Annotated in this window: 15 protein-coding genes; 10 read left to right on the forward strand and 5 right to left on the reverse strand. The window is 64.6% G+C overall.

The window, feature by feature from the left end; genetic code table 11:
* Positions 1–83 precede the first annotated feature (83 nt).
* Positions 84–1,343: an SGNH/GDSL hydrolase family protein gene (locus tag U5A65_RS32770; RefSeq protein WP_321948944.1), complete on the reverse strand. Its 1,260-nt coding sequence runs from the start codon at positions 1,341–1,343 to the stop codon at positions 84–86.
* A gap of 254 nt (positions 1,344–1,597) precedes the next feature.
* Here U5A65_RS32770 and paaA point away from each other — a divergent pair, with 254 nt between their 5' ends.
* The 8 genes from paaA (at position 1,598) to U5A65_RS32810 (ending at position 7,898) form a co-directional block, all read left to right on the forward strand.
* Positions 1,598–2,596 carry a 1,2-phenylacetyl-CoA epoxidase subunit PaaA gene (gene paaA / locus U5A65_RS32775; protein WP_321915259.1) on the forward strand — a complete coding sequence of 333 codons (999 nt, stop codon included), beginning with the start codon at positions 1,598–1,600 and terminating at the stop codon, positions 2,594–2,596.
* A 27-nt stretch (positions 2,597–2,623) separates the two neighbouring features.
* Complete coding sequence (gene paaB / locus U5A65_RS32780) at positions 2,624–2,908, forward strand: 1,2-phenylacetyl-CoA epoxidase subunit PaaB (RefSeq protein ID WP_028203445.1); 285 nt, start codon at positions 2,624–2,626, stop codon at positions 2,906–2,908.
* 9 nt (positions 2,909–2,917) lie between these two features.
* Positions 2,918–3,724, forward strand: a complete 807-nt coding sequence (paaC, locus tag U5A65_RS32785) for a 1,2-phenylacetyl-CoA epoxidase subunit PaaC (protein ID WP_321948945.1) — start codon at positions 2,918–2,920, stop codon at positions 3,722–3,724.
* A gap of 29 nt (positions 3,725–3,753) precedes the next feature.
* A complete protein-coding gene (paaD, locus tag U5A65_RS32790; protein WP_321937120.1) occupies positions 3,754–4,281 on the forward strand; it encodes a 1,2-phenylacetyl-CoA epoxidase subunit PaaD in 528 nt (175 codons plus the stop codon).
* A 1-nt stretch (position 4,282) separates the two neighbouring features.
* Positions 4,283–5,371 carry a 1,2-phenylacetyl-CoA epoxidase subunit PaaE gene (gene paaE / locus U5A65_RS32795; RefSeq protein ID WP_321915262.1) on the forward strand — a complete coding sequence of 363 codons (1,089 nt, stop codon included), beginning with the start codon at positions 4,283–4,285 and terminating at the stop codon, positions 5,369–5,371.
* A 165-nt stretch (positions 5,372–5,536) separates the two neighbouring features.
* On the forward strand, positions 5,537–6,361 hold the full coding sequence (locus U5A65_RS32800; RefSeq protein ID WP_321948946.1) for a DUF1835 domain-containing protein: 825 nt from the start codon (positions 5,537–5,539) through the stop codon (positions 6,359–6,361).
* 6 nt (positions 6,362–6,367) lie between these two features.
* Complete coding sequence (locus tag U5A65_RS32805; protein ID WP_321937119.1) at positions 6,368–6,970, forward strand: TetR/AcrR family transcriptional regulator; 603 nt, start codon at positions 6,368–6,370, stop codon at positions 6,968–6,970.
* 262 nt (positions 6,971–7,232) lie between these two features.
* Positions 7,233–7,898 (forward strand): GNAT family N-acetyltransferase, encoded by a 666-nt coding sequence (locus U5A65_RS32810; RefSeq protein ID WP_321915265.1) that lies wholly within the window; start codon positions 7,233–7,235, stop codon positions 7,896–7,898.
* A gap of 83 nt (positions 7,899–7,981) precedes the next feature.
* Here U5A65_RS32810 and U5A65_RS32815 read toward each other — a convergent pair whose 3' ends face one another.
* The gene (locus U5A65_RS32815) at positions 7,982–8,476 is read right to left on the reverse strand and encodes an Lrp/AsnC family transcriptional regulator (protein WP_028203439.1); all 495 of its coding nucleotides are present in this window, start codon (positions 8,474–8,476) and stop codon (positions 7,982–7,984) included.
* Between the two features lie 140 nt (positions 8,477–8,616).
* Here U5A65_RS32815 and hppD point away from each other — a divergent pair, with 140 nt between their 5' ends.
* Positions 8,617–9,714: a 4-hydroxyphenylpyruvate dioxygenase gene (hppD, locus tag U5A65_RS32820; protein ID WP_321915266.1), complete on the forward strand. Its 1,098-nt coding sequence runs from the start codon at positions 8,617–8,619 to the stop codon at positions 9,712–9,714.
* 131 nt (positions 9,715–9,845) lie between these two features.
* Here the strand turns inward: hppD and U5A65_RS32825 are convergent, their stop codons facing one another.
* Positions 9,846–10,034, reverse strand: coding sequence for a hypothetical protein (locus tag U5A65_RS32825; protein WP_321915268.1), 189 nt, complete (start codon positions 10,032–10,034; stop codon positions 9,846–9,848).
* 406 nt (positions 10,035–10,440) lie between these two features.
* On the opposite strand from U5A65_RS32825, the gene U5A65_RS32830 reads away from it, so the two are divergent.
* Positions 10,441–14,043: an indolepyruvate ferredoxin oxidoreductase family protein gene (locus U5A65_RS32830; protein WP_321948947.1), complete on the forward strand. Its 3,603-nt coding sequence runs from the start codon at positions 10,441–10,443 to the stop codon at positions 14,041–14,043.
* A gap of 94 nt (positions 14,044–14,137) precedes the next feature.
* On the opposite strand, the gene U5A65_RS32835 is transcribed toward U5A65_RS32830, so the two are convergent.
* Positions 14,138–16,423, reverse strand: a complete 2,286-nt coding sequence (locus U5A65_RS32835) for an NADP-dependent malic enzyme (protein WP_321915270.1) — start codon at positions 16,421–16,423, stop codon at positions 14,138–14,140.
* Between the two features lie 211 nt (positions 16,424–16,634).
* Positions 16,635–17,891: an MFS transporter gene (locus tag U5A65_RS32840; protein WP_321915273.1), complete on the reverse strand. Its 1,257-nt coding sequence runs from the start codon at positions 17,889–17,891 to the stop codon at positions 16,635–16,637.
* Positions 17,892–18,002: the final 111 nt, after the last annotated feature.

Raw genomic sequence — 18,002 nt, forward strand, 5'->3', positions numbered from 1 at the left:
TGACGTCACTGACATCGAACTGCGAAGGGGGCGAATCTTAGCGCCCCCGCCGGCGCCGCGCAAGGGGGTGGCGCAAATATTCCTTACTTCCGGGCAAGGACCTCCAGCGGCACCGCATTCGCCATCGCCGCGTAGCCCGCGTCGCTTGGGTGGATGTGGTCGCCGCTGTCATATCCGTAACGCAGTCGCGCCGGATCCGCCGGGTCGCGCAGTGCCGCATCGAAATCGACTACGCCATCGAATGCGCCGCTCGTCCGGATCCATTGGTTCACCGCTGTACGGATCGCCTCGCGCTCGGGCGGCAGCGAAGCCGGCGTGAGCGTCGCGCCAAAGATCCGCACGCCGCGCCCATGCGCCTGCGCGATCACGCGGCGATAACCCGCGATCAGGTCGTTCGCGTCCACATGCGTATGAGGAAAGTCGCAGTCGAGGCCCGATCGGGCCGGCATCGCCTGGAAGTTGATGTCGTTGATGCCGATGAGCAGCACCACCGTTTTCACTCCCGGATGGCCAAGCGCATCACGCCCGAAGCGCCGCTCGAGCGCCTCGCCGTAGCAAGGTGAATCGCTCAGGAGCCGGTTACCGCTGATCCCGAGATCGATCACGGCGAGATCCGTGCGGTGCGACTCGGAAATGCGGCGTGCCAATGCGTCCGGCCAGCGACGGTTCTGATTCAGGGAGGAACGCATGCCATCGGTAATGGAATCGCCGATCGCCGCGACGGTCGCCGCCCCCGGCGCCTCGACCGCGAGCCCCGTCACCCACGCGTACTGCGTAAAGCGCTCGGTGAACGCGCCGATCGACGGCTCGGCGACATGATTGCCCGGACGCGAGACGTAGTTCACCTGGCTCGCCACGCGGTGCCACGCGACTATTTTCTGCTCAGGTCCCATATAGGAACTAATGGCATAAGGCGCGTGCGCCTTTAAATCGATCTGCACCGGATCGCTATCGAGCGCGGCGCCGGGAGGCACCGTCACCGCCGGCCGCCCGCCGAAGGTGACACGCGCCATACCCGTTTCGCTCGCCGCCGCACCGCCCGCAGACGGAGCAATCGCCATCGCCTCGATCACGAGCGGCGTGCGCCCATAGAGGTTGCTGACGTGCACCCGGGCAACCGTGCCACCGAGTGTCGGATACACGATCTGCCGGACGGTCCGCCCGGCCACTTCGGGCGCACGGTACAGCGCCGGGAGCGCACCGCGCTCCGGGATCGACTGCAGCGCCGTCGCCCAGCTCGTGACCCAGGAGCCCGAAGCTTGATCGGCGAACGCGGGCGACGCGGCGCCAAGTGAAATGAACACGGCGGCCGCAGCCGCGAGGGGAGCAAAAGAAATCTTCATCCGTAAACGAGTGCGCAGGCAAAGGGGCATTGTGCCCCATGGCCCGGTGCACAGCCTTCCATCCGCCTGACAGTCCAGCGCATTAGGCACACGCTCATGCCGCCCACCCGCACAAAACCCAGGCAGTCCCGCTGCCGCCCCGCTAAAACTCAACGGTGAGCACAATCTTTTTGAGCCATCTCAAAAAATTCATTTACCGACCGGTCGGTTGGTTTATACTGCGCGACATACCCAACTTCGACGAGAGCGTCTCCATGTACACGCAATCCCTCGACATCCCCGGTAACGTTGCTCCGCTCGATGCGGACGCAGCCTCGCCGGAGCAGGCGCAGTTCGACGCGATCATGGCCGCCGACGGCAAGGTCGAGCCGCAGGACTGGATGCCCGAAGCCTACCGCAAGACGCTCGTGCGCCAGATCTCGCAGCATGCGCATTCGGAAGTCGTCGGCATGCTGCCGGAAGGCAACTGGATTTCGCGCGCGCCCAGCCTCAAGCGCAAGGCGATCCTGCTCGCCAAGGTGCAGGACGAAGCGGGCCACGGCCTCTATCTCTATAGCGCGGCGGAAACGCTCGGCGTTTCGCGCGACCAGTTGGTCGACGCGCTGCACGCCGGCAAGGCCAAGTATTCGAGCATCTTCAATTACCCGACGCCCACCTGGGCGGACGTTGGCGTGATCGGCTGGCTCGTTGACGGCGCCGCGATCATGAACCAGATCCCGCTGTGCCGCTGCACGTACGGCCCGTACGCGCGCGCCATGATCCGAATCTGCAAGGAAGAGTCGTTCCACCAGCGCCAGGGCTTCGACGCCCTGCTCGCCATGATGAGCGGCACCGAAGCACAGCGCGAACTCGTGCAGCAGGCCGTGAACCGCTGGTGGTGGCCGGTGCTGATGATGTTCGGCCCGAGCGACGCCGATTCGGTCCACAGCAACCAGTCGGCCAAATGGGGGATCAAGCGCATCTCGAACGACGACCTGCGCCAGAAGTTCGTCGACGCAACGGTCGAGCAGGCCAAGGTGCTGGGCGTCACGCTGCCCGACCCCGATCTGAAATGGAACGAAGCGCGCGGCCACTACGACTACGGCACGATCGACTGGGAAGAATTCTGGCGCGTCGTGAACGGCGACGGCCCGTGCAACCGCGAGCGCCTCGGCACGCGCGTGAAGGCGCACAACGAAGGCGCGTGGGTGCGTGAAGCTGCCCTCGCCCATGCCGAAAAGCAGCGTCAGCGCGCCGAAAAACACGCCGCGTAACTCATACAGGAAAGAAGGAGATCCACGATGAACAAGGAATGGCCGATCTGGGAAGTGTTCGTGCGTAGCAAGCAGGGCCTCGACCACAAGCACTGTGGCAGCCTGCACGCCTCCGACGCCTCGATGGCGCTGCGCATGGCGCGCGACGTCTACACGCGCCGTCAGGAAGGCGTGAGCATCTGGGTAGTGCCGTCGTCGGCGATTACGGCGTCGGATCCGAACGAGAAGGCTGAGCTCTTCGAGCCGGCCGGCGACAAGATCTATCGCCACCCGACGTTCTACACGCTGCCCGACGAAGTCAACCACATGTAAGAGCGCAACATGACGACGCCCACGCCTGAACAACTCGCGTACGTGCTGCGCCTCGCCGATACGGCGCTGATCCTCGGTCAGCGCAATACGGAATGGTGCGGCCACGGCCCGATCCTCGAAGAAGACATCGCGCTCGCCAACATGAGCCTCGACCTGATCGGTCAGGCGCGCCTGCTCTACACGCACGCCGCCACGCTCGAAAAGGCGCTCACCGGCCGCGACCGTACGGAAGACGACTACGCCTACTTCCGCGCGGAGCGCGAGTTCGCGAACTACACGCTCGCGGAGCTGCCGCACTTCGGCCCGCTCGCCGGCACGACGCATTCGGCCAACGACTACGCCGTCACGATCGTGCGCAACTTCCTCTACGCCTCGCTGATGGCGCATCTGTGGACCGCGCTGCTGCGCTCCGCCGACCCGCAGCTGGCCGCGATCGCCGAGCGCTCGATCAAGGAAACGCGCTACCACGTGCACCACGCACGTGAGTGGCTGATCCGTTTCGGCGACGGCACCGACGAATCGCACCGCCGCGCCCAGGCTGCGCTCGACTGGCTCATGCCCTACACGCGCGAGTTCTTCAGTACCGACGCCGTGGAAACGGCGGTGGCCGAAGCCGGCATCGCGCCGCTCGCGGCCCAGCTCGAAGCGGCGTGGCGCGCCGATGTCGAAGCTGCGCTCGAGGAAGCCACGCTCGCCATGCCCGCGCCCGTGAAGCACATCACGACCGGCAAGCACGGCGAGCACTCGGAGCACATGGGTTTCGTGCTGGCCGAGATGCAGAGCCTCGCGCGCCAGCACCCGGACGCGCGCTGGTAAGCACCCCCGCAGGAACAGAGGAAGTCACGATGCAAGCAACGGCAGATCACGCGCTCGAACGCGCCTGGGAAGTGCTGGAATCGGTGCCCGATCCGGAGATTCCGGTCGTGTCGATCCGCGAACTGGGCATCCTGCGCGACGTGCGCCGCGCCGACGACGGCCAGATCGAAGTGGTCATCACGCCCACCTACTCCGGCTGCCCGGCGATGTCGCAGATCGCGGAGGACGTCGCGCACGCGCTCGACGCCGCCGCACTCGCGCCGTACCGCATCGCGACGACCCTGACGCCCGCGTGGACCACCGACTGGATCACCGACGAAGCGCGCGAGAAGCTGCGCGCCTATGGCATCGCGCCACCTACGGGTAACTGCGGCTCGGAGCCACGATCGGCCGAACAGCCGATCACCTTCGTGCCGAGAAAACTGCCCGCGCCTGCCTGCCCGCACTGCGGCTCGAAGCGCACCGAACGCCTCGCGCAGTTCGGCTCGACCGCGTGCAAGGCGCTCTACCGCTGCATCGACTGCCGCGAACCCTTCGACTACTTCAAACCGTACTGATATGGCCACTCCGCAATTCCATTCGCTGCGCATCCGCGAAGTGCGGCCCGAAACCGCGGACGCGGTCTCCGTCGCTTTCGAAGTCCCGCCCGAGCTGCGCGACGCGTATCGCTTCACTCAGGGTCAGTTCGTCACGCTCAAGACCCACATCGACGGCGAAGAGACGCGCCGCTCGTACTCGATCTGCGTCGGCGTGACCGACTATGACCGCGACGGCGAGCTGCGCATCGGCATCAAGCGCGTGCGTGGCGGGCGTTTCTCGAACTTCGCGTTCGATCAGCTCGCGCCGGGCCACGAGATCGACGTGATGACGCCCGATGGCCGCTTCTTCACGCACCTGAACGCCGAGCACGGCAAGCATTACGTGGCGTTTTCGGGCGGTTCGGGCATCACGCCCGTGCTCGCGATCATCAAGACGACGCTCGAAACCGAGCCGCGCAGCGCGTTCACGCTCGTGTACGGCAACCGCAGCGTCGACGCGATCATGTTCGCCGAAGAGCTGGAGGACCTGAAGAACCGCTTCATGAGCCGCTTCCGCCTCTATCACGTGCTCTCGGACGACCTGCAGGACGTCGAGCTGTTCAACGGCGTGCTCGATCAAGCCAAGTGCGCAGCGTTCCTCGAAACCCTTCTGCCGGCTGACGAGATCGACGAAGCGTTCATCTGCGGGCCCGGCCCGATGATGGACGCCGCCGAGGCCGCGTTCAAGGACGCGGGCGTGCCGCAGCAAAAGGTACATGTGGAGCGCTTCGGCTCGCCGCTGCCGCAGGCGGGCGTGCCGAACGTCGAGATCACCGAAAACACGCCGGCAGCCGACCTCGAAATCGTCATCGACGGCAAGAAGCGCAAGATGCGTCTGCCGTACGAGGGCGTGAGCCTGCTCGACGTCGGCCTGAAGGCGGGTCTGGCGCTGCCCTACGCGTGCAAGGGCGGCGTTTGCTGCACCTGCCGCGCCAAGGTGCTCGAAGGCGAGGTGAAGATGGACAAGAACTACACGCTCGAGGAGCAGGAGGTGAAGGACGGCTTCGTGCTCACCTGCCAGTGCCATCCGGTGAGCGAGCGTGTGGTCGTGAGTTTCGACGAACGTTAAGGCGTTAGAGCAACAGCACGCTTTCGGCCTTCAGGCGATCCGCTTACACTAGGGGCCGCCCGCGGGTGTTGCAGCGCAGCGCTGCAACACCCGCGGGCGGCTCCTTTTGTTATTTGCGCGCTTTCGGGCTTACTGGGCGTTCGTCGTGAACGCAACGAGTTGTCGATGACCACGATTCACCTCATTTACGGCGATCCGGCCGCGGCGGCGCTGCGTCAGGCTCTCGAAGCGGCAGGCCATGCGGACCGCGTGATCGCCCTGCGCGACGACCTGACAGTCGGTCCGTTGCGCGACATCGACGTGGCGGGCGGCCCCGGCGTGGCGCTACGCGCCGCCTTCTGGGAGCGTCTTGGCGATGTCCCGCCAGCCCTGGCGCACGACGACTGTGCGGCGCTGACCGCTCTCGAAGCCGACGACTCCCACGTGGTGATCTGGCACACGCACGACGCCGCCCACCAGCTCGCACTTCGCCGGGTCTGCTACCGCCTGCGCGATGTCCCGCAGCGGCTGAACGAAGTGCGCCTCACCGTCGACGAAATTTCGGGCCAGAGCGCCGCTGCCCGCATCGAGGCGCGCTTGCCCGATGCCGCGCCGATCTCGGTGCTGCGCATCACCCGCCTCGCGCTGGAGTGGCAGGAAGCCAAGTTCGCCAACGGCGAGACGCGCCGCTGGCGCGACAACACGTTTACTAGCGGCACGTGGAGCGACCTCGACGCCATGATCCTCGACGTGCTCGACGCCCATGAGGACCGTCCGGCGGGCGCATCGTGGCTCGCCAGCGACGTGCTCGGCGCCGAACTCACGCGCGGCGGGGCGGGCTTCACGGTTGGCGAGCCGGTCGTGCTGTGGCGCCTGCGCGAGCTGTGCGCGGCAGAAGAACTGCGTCTGCGCGACGATATGTGCGCCGCCTGCGCGCCGCTTGCCGCGGCTGCACGCGCCGCGCGTCCGCCGCTTCCGCAAACCGCCGCGCATCTTTCCCTCCCCCGCTGAATTCCCATGGCACGCACCCGAGCGCCCGACCACGAAACCCAACGCGACCAGATCCTCGAACTCGCTGCCGCCAAATTCGCGCAGACGAGCTACCCGAGCACCTCGATGTCGGACCTCGCCGCGGCCAGCGGCACCTCGAAGGCCAGGCTCTATCACTATTACGAGAGCAAGGAAGCGATCCTCTTCGATCTGCTCGATCGCTACACCAAGCGGCTCATGCTGATCATCGCGGAGGTGGAAGGCGCGAGCCAGCGGCGCGGTCACGACGAGCGCGAAAGCTTCGCCGAGCTGATTCGCGCGTTCCTCGCGGAATACGAAACCTCGCACAGCCGCCACGTGGCGCTCCTGAACGACGTCAAATACCTCGTGGACGCCCAGCGCGAAATCATCCTGAACCGCCAGCGCGATGTGGTCGCCGCCTTTACGCGCCAACTCGCGCGTGCGTACCCCGGCCGGGTCACGAACGAAAACCAGACCGCGCTGACGATGATGGTGTTCGGCATGATCAACTGGACGTTCACGTGGCTCAAGCCGGGTGGCCGCATGGGCTATCGGGACTTCGCCGAGCAGGTGATCGCCATGGTCGATCACGGGCTGAAGGGTGCTTGAGCGGTACCTGATCGGTGCCAGCGGAGCCAAAATTTTCGGGCCAGATTGTTGCGATGCGACATGATGCACCATGACAACAGTTGACGCGTCAATCGATCAGAAAAATTATCCGTTTATAATCAATCGCTTGCGCCTATATCATTATTAATTAGGCGCAACACTCAAATTTACACTTCGGGTTTTCCCTAGAGCGCACCCAGGGTTTCCGCTAGAATGCGCATTGCGCTGCACCATGCGGCATGCATTTTAAGGAGAACCCACCATGAACCCGCTTTCGACCCAAGCCAACGTGCCGATCATTTCGTCCGCTCGTCCGCTGACGTCCGGTCATGCGCCCGTCATGGTGCGAGTGCTCACCTCGGCAGACCGCGAACGCCTGCTCGCGCACTTTCTCACGCTCGATAGCGATGACCGCCTGCTGCGCTTCGGCCAGGCCGCTCCGGACCATGTGATCGAAAAGTACGTGCGCTCGATGGACTTTACGCGCGACACCGTGTTCGGCGTGTTCAACCACCAATTGCAGCTCGTGGGCGTCGGCCATCTGGCCTACTTGCCGGCAGACGGCAACGGCCGCACGGCTGAGTTCGGCGTGTCGGTGCTGGAAAGCGCGCGCGGCCAGGGCATCGGCTCGAAGCTGTTCGAGCGCGCCGCCATCCGCAGCCGCAACACGCACGTCACCACGCTTTACATGCACTGCCTGTCGCGCAACTCGACGATGATGCACATCGCGAAGAAGTCGGGCATGAAGATCGAGTACGCCTATGGCGAAGCCGACGCGTATCTCTCGCTCGAGCCGGCCGACCAGAGCAGCATCATTGCCGAAATGCTCCAGGAACAAGCCGCCGTGTTCGACTACGCCCTCAAGCGTCAGGCTCGCCAGGCCAGCAAGCTGATGGAAACGATCCTGCCGCACGCTGTCGCGGCATGACTCCTGCCCTTCGGGACAGACTGATGCACTGAGAAAAGCGGCTTCGGCCGCTTTTTTTGCGTCTGCTGCACGACGCCGGGCAGTCAGCGGATCGGCAAAGCCGTCGTTTCCTTGAACGTATCGAGCGAAAAGCTGGACTTCACGTCGATCACCGAAGGATGGTGCAGCAACTGGTCCTGCACGAAGCGCGAGAAGTGCGCCATATCCTCCACCTGCACGCGCAGCAGGAAATCCATGTCGCCCGTCATGGCGTGGCAGGCCACCACCTCGGGCCACGTCTGCACCGCCGCACGAAAAAGCTCGGCGTGCGTCACGCCCTCGCGCCCTGCCGCCGTCGGCCCGCGCTTTTCCAGCCGCACGTTCACGTAGGCAAGCAGATCGAGCCCCAGCTTCTGCGCATCGAGCAGCGCCACGTAGCTGCGAATCACGCCGCTTTCTTCCAGCCGCCGGATGCGCCGCAAGCATGGACTCGGCGAGAGGTTCACGCGCTCCGCGATCTCCTGGTTCGAGAGACGGCCATTCTCCTGAAGGATTGCCAGAATGCGTCTGTCGATTGCGTCTAATTCAATGCTTGCCATTTTCTGCCTTCCGATCATCTATCCAAGGCAGTTTATAGCGCAAATCGTTGGCGACACGACTTAACTCGCAAGTTTTCGCCCAATACGGCGGACTACACTGTGTTGCACGAAATCTGATCGACATCCGCCAGGAGACAACCATGCAGGTCCCCAACTGGGAGAACCCCGTCGGCACCGACGGCTTCGAGTTCATCGAATACACCGCGCCGGACCCCAAGGCGCTCGGCAAACTGTTCGAACGCATGGGCTTCACCGCCATCGCGCGCCATCGCCATAAGGACGTAACGCTCTACCGCCAGGGCGACATCAACTTCATCGTCAACGGCGAACCCGATTCGTTCGCCCAGCGCTTTGCGCGCCTGCACGGTCCATCGATCTGCGCGATCGCATTTCGCGTGCAGGACGCCGCCAAAGCCTACAAGCACGCGCTCGAACTCGGCGCGTGGGGCTTCGACAACAAGACGGGCCCGATGGAGCTGAACATTCCGGCGATCAAGGGCATTGGCGACTCGCTGATCTATTTCGTCGACCGCTGGCGCGGCAAGAACGGCGCGGCGCCGGGCAGCATTGGCGATATCAGCATCTATGACGTCGACTTCGAGCCGATTGCCGGCGCAGATCAGAACCCCGTCGGCCATGGCCTCACCTATATCGATCACCTCACGCACAACGTCCACCGCGGCCGCATGGCCGAATGGGCCGAGTTCTACGAACGGCTCTTCAACTTCCGTGAAATCCGTTACTTCGACATCGAAGGCAAGGTCACGGGCGTGAAGTCGAAGGCGATGACCTCGCCCTGCGGCAAGATCCGCATTCCGATCAACGAGGAAGGCGGCGAGACGGCCGGCCAGATCCAGGAATACCTCGACGCCTATCACGGCGAAGGCATCCAGCACATCGCGCTCGGCACGAACGACATCTACCGCACTGTGGATGGCCTGCGCGCCAAAGAGATCGCACTGCTCGACACGATCGACACGTACTACGAACTCGTGAACCGCCGCGTTCCCGGCCACACCGAGCCGCTGGAGGAACTGAAGAAGCGCAAGATCCTGATCGACGGCATGCCCGAAGATCTGCTGCTGCAGATCTTCACGGAAAACCAGATCGGTCCGATCTTCTTCGAGATCATCCAGCGCAAGGGCAACCAGGGCTTCGGCGAGGGCAACTTCAAGGCGCTGTTCGAGTCGATCGAACTCGACCAGATCCGCCGCGGCGTGGTGCAGGACAAAGCCTGACGCGTCAGACTAAAGGCAAATAAAAAGGGCGAAGATCACGCGATCTTCGCCCTTTTTGACTTTCGAATCCGCCGCCGCACACCCCGGCGACGCATTCAGATGAATGAAATGCTGCGCGGATCAGCGCGGCATCAGGATTTGCGTTCGGCCTTCGCGGCCGGCATGGCGTTCGTATCAGCCTTGATGCTCAGCGTGTACTGGGCGCATCGGGTCGTCGCACTCTCGCCGCTCCTCGTGCTGGCGTTGGAATGCAGTGGCGCGCTCATGGCAAAGAACGCGGCCGAGACCGTCAGGAAGGTCTGGATATGTCGATTATTCATGCTGGACTCCTTTTTTAGACTGCCTGTCGCAGTAGTGCCCCTTTTCAAAAACTGTTAACAGCCAGGGAAGCTGCGCGGTTCGCACAGGTGAGGGAGTTAGACAGGATATTCAAGACCGGTTCCCAGGCAGTGCAAGTTTTACACGTTGTTACTCCTCAGAGGAATTCGATACATCCTTTATTACACACAGGTTTCGGGCCGCTTGGGCGCTACGGCGCGACGGGTCCGAAACATGCAGCGCAGTGCGGCGCAGCGCTCCTGGCCTCGAAGCGGCGGGTTTATCCGAGTGCTACTATCGAAAGAAAGAAGCCAATATGGCGACCCCGGCCAACGCATTCACAAGATGCCGAGGCCCTGAAGTTCTGGCGATCCCACAACGGATTGGTTGGATGGAGGAAGACACATAATGAATGCCCCGCTAGACGCAGGTCAGCGCGCTTCGCTCGAAGCCGCACTCGCTTCCGTCACGCTCGACGATAAATACACCCTCGAACGCGGCCGCGCGTACATGAGCGGCATCCAGGCGCTGGTCCGCCTGCCGATGCTGCAGCAGGAGCGCGACAAGGCCGCCGGTCTCAATACCGCGGGGTTCATCTCGGGCTATCGTGGCTCGCCGCTCGGCGGTCTCGATCAGTCCCTCTGGAAGGCGAAGCAGCATCTCGCCGCGCATCAAATCGTATTTCAGCCAGGTGTGAACGAAGACCTCGCCGCGACCGCCGTTTGGGGCTCGCAGCAGGTGAACCTCTACCCGTCCGCGAAATACGATGGCGTGTTTTCGATGTGGTACGGCAAGGGCCCCGGCGTCGACCGCAGCGGCGACGTGTTCAAGCACGGCAACTCGGCAGGCTCCTCGCCTCACGGCGGCGTGCTCGTGCTCGCCGGCGACGACCACGCGGCCAAGTCGTCCACGCTTGCGCACCAGTCGGAGCACCTCTTCAAGGCCTGCGGCCTGCCGGTGCTGTTCCCGTCGAACGTGCAGGAATATCTCGATTTCGGCCTGCACGGCTGGGCGATGAGCCGCTATTCGGGCCTCTGGGTCGCGATGAAATGCGTGACCGACGTGGTCGAATCGTCGGCTTCGGTCGAGATCGACCCGCACCGCACGAACATCATCCTGCCCGAAGACTTCGCGATGCCCGAAGGCGGCCTGAACATCCGCTGGCCCGATCCGCCGCTCGTGCAGGAAGCGCGTCTGCTCGACTACAAGTGGTACGCAGGGCTCGCCTACGTGCGCGCCAACAAGCTCGACCGCATCGAGATCGATTCGCCGCATGCGCGCTTTGGCATCATCACCGGCGGCAAGGCGTATCTCGACGTGCGCCAGGCGCTCACCGACCTCGGTCTCGACGACGAAACCTGCTCGCGCATCGGCATCCGGCTCTACAAGGTGGGCTGTGTGTGGCCGCTCGAAGCGCAGGGCGCGCACGCCTTCGCGCGCGGCCTCGAAGAAATTCTCGTGGTCGAGGAAAAGCGTCAGATTCTCGAATACGCGATCAAGGAAGAGTTGTACAACTGGCCCGATGCGCAGCGCCCGCGCGTGTACGGCAAGTTCGACGAGAAGGACGGTGCCGGCGGCGAATGGTCAGTGCCGATGGGCAACTGGCTCCTGCCCGCGCACTACGAGCTGTCGCCGGCGATCATCGCGAAAGCGATCTCCACGCGGCTCGAAAAGTTCGAGTTGCCCTCCGACGTACGCGCGCGTATCGCGGCGCGCATGACGGTGATCGAAGCGAAGGAAAAGGCGCTCGCGAAACCGCGTGTGCAAGCCGAGCGCAAGCCGTGGTTCTGTTCCGGCTGCCCGCACAACACATCGACGAACGTGCCCGAGGGCTCGCGCGCGATGGCCGGCATCGGCTGCCACTACATGACCGTGTGGATGGACCGCAATACGAGCACCTTCAGCCAGATGGGTGGCGAAGGCGTGGCGTGGGTCGGCCAGGCGCCGTTCACGAACGACAAGCACGTGTTCGCCAACCTGGGCGACGGCACCTACTTCCACTCAGGGCTGCTCGCGATTCGCGCGGCGATCGCGTCGAAGGCGAACATCACCTACAAGATTCTCTACAACGACGCGGTGGCGATGACGGGCGGACAGCCCGTGGACGGCACGCTCACCGTGCCGCAGATCACGCATCAGGTCGCCGCCGAGGGCGCGGCGAAGATCGCGATCGTCACCGACGAACCCGAGAAGTACGAAGGTGAACCCGCTACGAAGCTCGCGCCGGGCGTAACGATTCACCATCGCGATCAGCTCGATGCGATCCAGCGCGAGTTGCGAGAGATTCCCGGCACGACGATCCTGATCTACGACCAGACCTGCGCCACCGAAAAGCGCCGCCGCCGCAAGCGCGGCACGTATCCGGACCCGGCAAAGCGCGTGGTCATCAACGAGGCCGTGTGCGAAGGCTGCGGCGACTGCTCGGTGCAGTCGAACTGCCTGAGTGTCGAGCCGCTCGACACCGAATACGGCACGAAGCGTCAGATCAACCAGTCCACCTGCAACAAGGACTTCTCGTGTCTGAAGGGCTTTTGCCCGAGCTTCGTGACGGTAGAAGGCGGCCAGTTGCGCAAGCCGAAGACGAGCAGCGTGGCGAACGACGCGATGCCGGGTGTGCCAACGCCCGACGTGCCCGCGATCGGCCGCCCCTACGGCGTGCTCGTGACGGGTGTGGGCGGCACTGGCGTGGTGACGATCGGCGCGCTGCTCGGCATGGCCGCGCACCTCGAAGCCAAGGGCGTGACCGTGCTCGACGTGACCGGCCTCGCGCAAAAGGGCGGCGCGGTGATGAGCCATGTGCAGATCGCCAACCAGCCCGGCGACATCCACGCCACGCGTATCGCCATGGGCGAAGCGAACCTCGTGATCGGCTGCGACGCCATCGTGACGGCGGGCGACGACTGCGTTTCGCGCATGCAGGAAGGCATGACGCACGTCGTGCTCAACAGCGCGCCCACGCCGACCGCCGAATTCATCAAGAATCCGCAGTGGCAGTTCCCGGGCTCCAACACCGAAGCCGATGTGCGAGCCGCAGCGGGCACGGACAACGTCGCGACCGTCGATGCGAACCACTACGCGCTCGCGCTGCTCGGCGACGCGATCTACACGAACCCGTTCGTGCTCGGCTACGCGTGGCAAAAGGGCTGGCTGCCGCTCACGCACGAGTCGCTCGTGCGCGCGATCGAGTTGAACGCGGTGCAGGTCGAGAAGAACCTCGCGGCGTTCGAATGGGGCCGGCGCGTGGCGTACGATCGCGCGGCGGTGGATCAGCTCGTCAAGAAGCCGCTGCCCGAGCAGAGCGCCGATGCTGCCGGCGCGAAGATTGTCTCGCTGCATACGCCGAAAGCGCTCGACGCGCTCATCGACAAGCGCGCGCAGTATCTCGCCGCGTATCAGAACGAGGCGTATGCCGCACGCTATCGCGCGCTGGTCGCGGAAGTTCGCGCGGCCGAAGGCAAGCTCGACCGCCCTGACGGCCAGTTCACGCTCACCGAGGCCGTGGCCAAGAACCTGCACAAGCTGATGGCGTACAAGGACGAGTACGAAGTGGCGCGCCTTTATGCAGACCCGGCGTTCATCGAGAAGATCAAGGCGAGCTTCGAAGGCGACTGGAAGGTGAACTTCCATCTCGCACCGCCCTCGTTCGCGAAGCACGACGACAAGGGCCATCTGCTGAAGAAGCAGTACGGTCCGCGCATGCTGAGCGCCATGCGCTTGCTCGCGAAGCTCAAGTTCCTGCGTGGCACGGCGCTCGATCCTTTCGGCCGCACCGAGGAACGACGTCACGAACGCGCGCTGATCGGCGAGTACGAGGCGCTGATGCGCGAGGTGACCGGTGGATTGAGCGAGGCGAATCTGCCGCTCGCAGTGGAGCTCGCGAATCTGCCCGACGCAATTCGCGGTTATGGCCACGTGAAGGAAAACAACCTCAAGGCTACGCGCGCGAAGTGGGCCACGCTGCTTGCGAAGTGGCGTTCACCGGAAAACGGCGCGGCTCGGCACGCGGCTTGATGCTTTCTTGAAGCCGTAAAACAAAGGGCGCTCCGTGGGGTCAATTCACCCCGCGGAGCGCCCTTTTCACATCAGGCGATTGCCGAAAGCGCGCTTACTTCGCCGCCGCCTTCGCTACGTTCGCGTTAGCCGAAGCTACCGCCGTCATGTTGATGATGCGTCGCACGGTCGCCGCCGGCGTGAGGATGTGCACCGGCTTCGAAGCGCCCAGCAGGAACGGGCCCACCGTCACGCCTTCGCCGCCAATCACCTTCAGCAGGTTGTACGCGATGTTGGCCGCTTCCACGTTCGGCATGATCAGCAGGTTCGCTTCGCCCGTGAGCGTGGTGCCCGGGAACGACTGCTTGCGGATCAGCTCGGAGAGCGCCGCGTCGCCGTGCATTTCGCCGTCCACTTCGAGCTGTGGATCGCGTGCGGCGATCAGCTCGCGCGCGGCCTGCATGCGCTGGGACGTCGACGAACGCACGCTGCCGAAGTTCGACGACGAAAGCAGCGCCACCTTCGGCGTAATGCCGAACTTCTCGATTTCGCGCGAGGCGAGGATCGTCATGTCGGCGAGTTGCTCGGCGCTCGGCACTTCGTTCACGTAGGTGTCGCTGATGAAGATATTGCGCCCCGGCAGCATCAGCAGGTTCATCGCCGCGTAGTTCTGCGCTTCCTTGGCCTTGCCGAACACCTGATCGACGAACTTCAGGTGATAGTCGAAGCTGTTGAGCAGGCCGCAGATCATGCCGTCGGCGTCGCCCAGATGCACGAGAATCGCGCCGATCAGCGTGTTGAACTTGCGCACCGAAGCCTTCGCCACGTCAGGCGTGATGCCCTGGCGCGCGCCGAGTTCGTGGTACGCCTGCCAGCTTTTCTGGAAGCGCGGATCGTCTTCCGGATCGACGATCTCGAAGTCGGTGCCCGGGCGCAGCTTCGAGCCCATCTTCTTCAGGCGCATTTCCACGACCGACGGACGGCCCACGATGATCGGCCTGGCGATCTTCTCGTTGAGCACGAACTGCGCGGCGCGCAGCACGCGTTCGTCTTCGCCTTCGGCAAACACAATGCGCGCGCAGTTGGCCTTCGCCGCCGCGAACACCGGACGCATCACCATGCCCGAGCGGTAGACCGTCGCACCAAGCTGCTCGCGGTAGGCATCCATGTCCTGGATCGGGCGCGTGGCCACGCCCGAATCCATCGCGGCCTGCGCCACGGCCGGCGCGATCTTGATGATGAGGCGCGGGTCGAACGGCTTCGGAATCAGGTATTCCGGGCCGAATTCGAGCGTGTGGCCTTCGTAGGCCTTCGCGACTTCGTCGCCCTGATCGGTTTCTTCAGCGAGTTCCGCGATCGCGCGCACGCACGCGAGCTTCATCTCTTCCGTGATGGTGGTCGCGCCCACGTCCAGCGCGCCGCGGAAGATGAACGGGAAGCACAGCACGTTGTTGACCTGGTTCGGATAGTCCGAACGGCCCGTGGCGATGATCGCGTCCGGGCGCACCTTCTTCGCTTCTTCCGGGCGGATTTCCGGCTCCGGGTTCGCGAGTGCGAGGATCAGCGGCTTGTCGCCCATTTCCTTGACCATCTCGGGCTTGAGCACGCCGGCGCTCGAGCAGCCGAGGAACACGTCTGCCGCCTTGATCGCGTCGCCGAGCGTGCGCGCTTCGGTGTTGGCCGCATAGCGCGCCTTCGACGGATCGAGGTTGCCGCGACCTTCGTAGATCACGCCCTTCGAGTCGGTGACGAGGATGTTCTCTTTCTTCAGACCCAGCTTCACGAGCAGGTCCAGGCACGCGATGGCCGCCGCGCCCGCACCCGAGCACACGAGCTTCACGCTGCCGAGTTCCTTGCCCACGACCTTCAGGCCATTGAGGATCGCAGCGGATGCAATGATGGCCGTGCCGTGCTGGTCGTCGTGGAAGACGGGAATCTTCATGCGCTCGCGCAGCTTCTGCTCGATGTAGAAGCACTCGGGCGCCTTGATGTCTTCGAGGTTGATGCCGCCGAGCGTGGGCTCGAGCATCGCGATGGCGTCGACCAGCTTGTCCGGGTCCAGTTCGTCGAGTTCGATGTCGAAGACGTCGATGCCTGCGAACTTCTTGAAGAGGCAGCCCTTGCCTTCCATGACCGGCTTGGCCGCGAGCGGGCCGATGTTGCCAAGGCCGAGCACGGCCGTGCCGTTCGTCACGACGCCGACGAGGTTGGCGCGCGAGGTGTACTTCTGCGCATCGAGCGGGTCGGCGTGGATCGCCTCGCAAGCCGCCGCGACGCCCGGCGAGTACGCAAGCGAAAGATCGAGCTGATTGGAGAGCGGTTTGGTCGGCGTGACCGAGATCTTGCCGGGCTTCGGATTCTGGTGATACGCGAGCGCGCTTTGCTTCAGTTGTTCATCCATTTTCAGGCCTGCCTGGACATGAGAGACGTGAGAGAGAGAATCTTTTATGGTCGTAGGCCCGCCGGTTCGCGCGGCACGAGCGTTCCAGCAGGGCCGATTAGTGTACACCTGGCGTCGTTCGCGTCCACGTGGGTCAAAGACTGATACCGGGAATTCGCAGGGCCGATACTGCGGCCGCGCGCAGCGCTTTCGTCTGATCGATGCGCCGTGCTTAGTCGAGCGCCGCGCCGCGCCGTTCGGGGATCAGGAAGAGGGTCGCGAGGATATCGAGCCCGTAGATGGCGGCGAGCATGCCGAGCGCCGCCGTGAAGGAATAGCGCGCGGCCAGCGCGCCCACGGCGAGCGGCCCGAAGCCGCCCACGGCGCGGCCGATGTTGAACAGCACGTTCTGCGCGGTGGCGCGCGCGGCGGTCGGGTACAGCTCGGAAATGAGCGCGCCATAGCCGCCGATCATGCCGTTGACGAACACGCCCATCGCCGCGCCGCCGATCAGCAGCGCAAACGGCGTGGAAAGCTGCGCGTAGACGAACACCATGATCACGGCGCCGGCTTGATAGAACAGGAAGGCGGGCCGGCGGCCGAACCGGTCGGCTGCGATGCCGAAAAGCCAGATGCCGAGCGCCATGCCGGCAACCGTCGCCGCGGTCCAGAGCCCCGACTTCGTGAGCGAATAGCCGAAGGACTTCGAAAGGTAGGCGGGCAGCCAGATCATCAGACCGTAGTAGCCGAAGTTCTGCACCGAGCACAGCACGGCGACGCCCAGGCTCGCGCGCGCAGTGCGCGCATCGGCCACGAGCATGCGCAGCGCGCGCGGGCGCTCGGCCTTCGCCGCGACAGCCACGCGCTGCGCATGCGCGACGAAAAGCTCGGGCTCCTCCACGCGTCGGCGCACCACGAACGACACGACCGCCGGAAGCAGCCCGATGGCGAACATGCCGCGCCAGCCGATCAGCGGGAGCAGCAGCGGCGTGAGCAGCGCTGCGGCCAGCACGCCCACTTGCCAGCCGAGCCCGACATACGACGACGCCCGCGCGCGCAAGTGTGCGGGCCACGCCTCGGCAACGAGCGCCATGCCAATGCCGAATTCGCCGCCCAGCCCGATGCCCGCGATCGTCCGGTAGACGAGCAGGTCGCCGTAGCCGCGCGCCAGCGCGCACATGCCGGTGAAGACGGCGAACAGCAGGATGGTCCACGTGAGCACGCGCACGCGCCCGTAGCGGTCGCTCAAAAGCCCGAAGACGATGCCGCCCACCACCGCGCCGACGAGCGTCCACGTGACGAGCGCGCCCGCCTGCGCGCCTGAAAGATGCAGATCGGCGCTGATTGCTGGCAGCATGAAGCCGAGCATCAGCAGATCGAAGCCGTCCATGGCGTAGCCGAGCACCGAAGCGACGAGCGCACGCAAGGCGTGGCCGCGCGGGGTGGCGGCCGGGTTGGCAGAGGCTCCGGGCGGAGAAACGGCGGTCATGTGGGCAATCCTGAGAAACGTGCGCTGACGGGGAACGCAAACCGGCGTGAGTGTAAAGGCGTGGCCGGGCCGTCACAACCGCGCTGCAAGGCGCGAACATCGCGGCGCCGC

The organism is Paraburkholderia sp. J10-1, assembly GCF_905220165.1.
Taxonomy (GTDB): Bacteria; Pseudomonadota; Gammaproteobacteria; order Burkholderiales; family Burkholderiaceae; genus Paraburkholderia.